This window comes from Microcoleus sp. T3_D1 (assembly GCF_036700405.1).
Lineage (GTDB): Bacteria > Cyanobacteriota > Cyanobacteriia > Cyanobacteriales > Microcoleaceae > Microcoleus.
In genome coordinates, this window is sequence record NZ_JAUBOV010000183.1 from 1 (window position 1) to 2,450 (window position 2,450).

Below are 2,450 nucleotides of genomic sequence, written 5' to 3' on the forward strand. Positions count from 1 at the left end.
TGTTAGAGTCGATAGGAGCGTTACCACTCCTACCTCTCCTTCAGAACCGGACGTGCGACTTTCACCGCATCCGGCTCCTTGATATCTTCATCCCTTTTATGGACACAATTCAAAACGGATTGTTATGATAGTCCTTATCCAGGGAATCGTCATTTTCCGTTTTTGTGTCGTGACAGTGTTTATGTAGAAGTTGGAGGTTTTTGTACTCATCCTTACCGCCTAATGAGCGGGGTTGGATATGGTCAACTTCTACGGTGTCTGTAGGTGTGAAGTACAGACCACAGTGGGTACATTTACCTTTTTGTGTCTTAAGCAGTGTTGCCACTCTTGTTGGTGTTTCAGGGTATTCTCCGCGTCTTTTGCTCCAATAAATCCAGTTACCATCGTAAGGTGTTGACTTGCCCTTTACCTTGACGTGCCTTATTATTGGCGTTGCTTGGTGCTGGGCTAATTCTAGACCGGATTCTGTGCTGAAACACCAATTTCTGTCGCCTACTGTTCTCCAGTATTTGTCTTTGTTGATGCTACCTTTTCCCCGTCTTCTCGCCCATGCTCTTAACTTGTCGTAAGTAAGGTCATCAACCCTTGAAAAGGTTTCCTTACTTACGACTGTTGAGTAGTAGTTTGACCATCCCCTAATTATTAGATTTAGCCTTTTGATTAAGGCGTATTGTGGGGAATGGCTATGAGTGTCTATTACTTCTTCAATTTTTGCCAGATGGGCTTTGACTTTAGGCTTAGACGGGGTGATTAATGTTTGAAAGCCGAGTGGTATTCCGCGTGCGCTTTTGGCGCTTCGGTAGTTACCTACCTCATATTGTTGTACGTGAAATCCTAAAAACTCAAACCCAACATTTCCATTATATACGTTGAGGGTGTGGGTTAATTTTGTTTTACTTGGCTTTAATTCTAAGCCTAAGTCACTTAACCAGTCTGCAATTATCTTTTGACAGGCTATTATAACTTCCATATCCTTGTGCATGACCACAAAGTCATCGGCATATCGAATAAGACTTAATGAGTCACGGTTGTTGCTTTTGCTGATTTTATTCTTCAAAGTTTCCGCATACTGCTTAACTCTTTCTTCCATGCCGTGTAAGGCTATATTAGCCAATAACGGGGAGATGACCCCTCCTTGTGGCGCACCTTCAATGGTCGGAAAGATTTCACCTTGGTCTAATACCCCGCTTTTAAGCCACGACTTAATCTGTTTTCTCAGTCGCGGATAGGTATTGATTTTGTCAAGTAATGCTTTGTGATTAATGCGGTCAAAGCATTTGGCAATATCAGCGTCTAGCACATATTTGGCCTTGTGTTTGATACTGTCAAAAATAGCTCCAATCGCATCGTGACATGACCTACCGGGTCTAAAACCATATGAGTTTGGCTCAAATCTCGCCTCCCATTCTGGCTCAAGAGCTGCTTTCACAACTGCTTGTAAAGCGCGGTCGTACATTGTGGGTATACCTAATGGTCTTGACTCATTGGTTCCTGGTTTTGGTATCATTACCCGACGTGTCGGTTGTGATTTACCAGTTGCTTTAAGTTGACTTACTAGCTTAATTCGCTGCTTCGGGGTTAGTAATTTAATACCATCCACACCTGCTGTACGTTTGCCAGTATTGTCTTGTGTGACCCGTCGTACCGCTAACACCTTATTAGACCATGAATTAATCAAGGTCTTTTGAAGCTTCCGAACTGCTTTAACATCGCCACGCTCACTTGCTCGATAGATACGCTTTTGCAACTTGAACGTCAATCTTTCTGCTCTTCGCCAATTGATTTGATTCCATTCCACCGTCGGGTTGTCCCGCGTTTTAGACTTATTCATTGCTACTGGTGTTCCTATCCTTGAAGTTACCGTGTATCTGTCTGCATATCTCTGTCATTACAACAGAGCGTTAGTGCTTCTGATACAATCCCTCTCTCGTATATCATTCGTTAGCTACTTACTGGGAATCGACCTGATTCCAGAGATATATGAGAGTTACTTCGTTCCAAATACACATTGTTTTGAGTTTTTAGTGCGATGCTATCCACCGGGTTTATGGGCGGTGCTTATAGGTCGAGTTCACAATCGCCTATGCCCTATCCTTGCCTTTTGGCTTGGTCTTAACCAGTCTTTACCGTGTTTTGCAACGATTTTATTCTGATTCAGCCGTTAGACCATCTAAGTTAACGATGGTTCAGATACATCTTTGCTTTCGCTGCACATGAACTCTTGCTTGACAATTACCAGTTTCGGCTACCAGTAGTCTGCCTTTTATCCCCGCTTTACCTTGTTAGTTGCTACCTGTCAAGGTAGGGGATATGCTTTTACCGCTGCACTTGCGGACTGGGATTTGGGACTTGTGAATCCCGCACCTAGATGTATATTTAGTTGTCCTAACCAATTGGTTAGGCTAACCGTCCCTGAGTATTTCTACCCATTTAGGTTAAACGAATCGCAC

1 protein-coding gene is annotated in these 2,450 nt (G+C 43.3%); it reads right to left on the reverse strand.

Annotation, left to right across the window (positions count from 1 at the left end; translation table 11 throughout):
* Nucleotides 1-109: 109 nt before the first annotated feature.
* Nucleotides 110-1,831 (reverse strand): group II intron reverse transcriptase/maturase, encoded by a 1,722-nt coding sequence (gene ltrA, locus QT992_RS33220; protein WP_333343067.1) that lies wholly within the window; start codon nt 1,829-1,831, stop codon nt 110-112.
* Nucleotides 1,832-2,450: the final 619 nt, after the last annotated feature.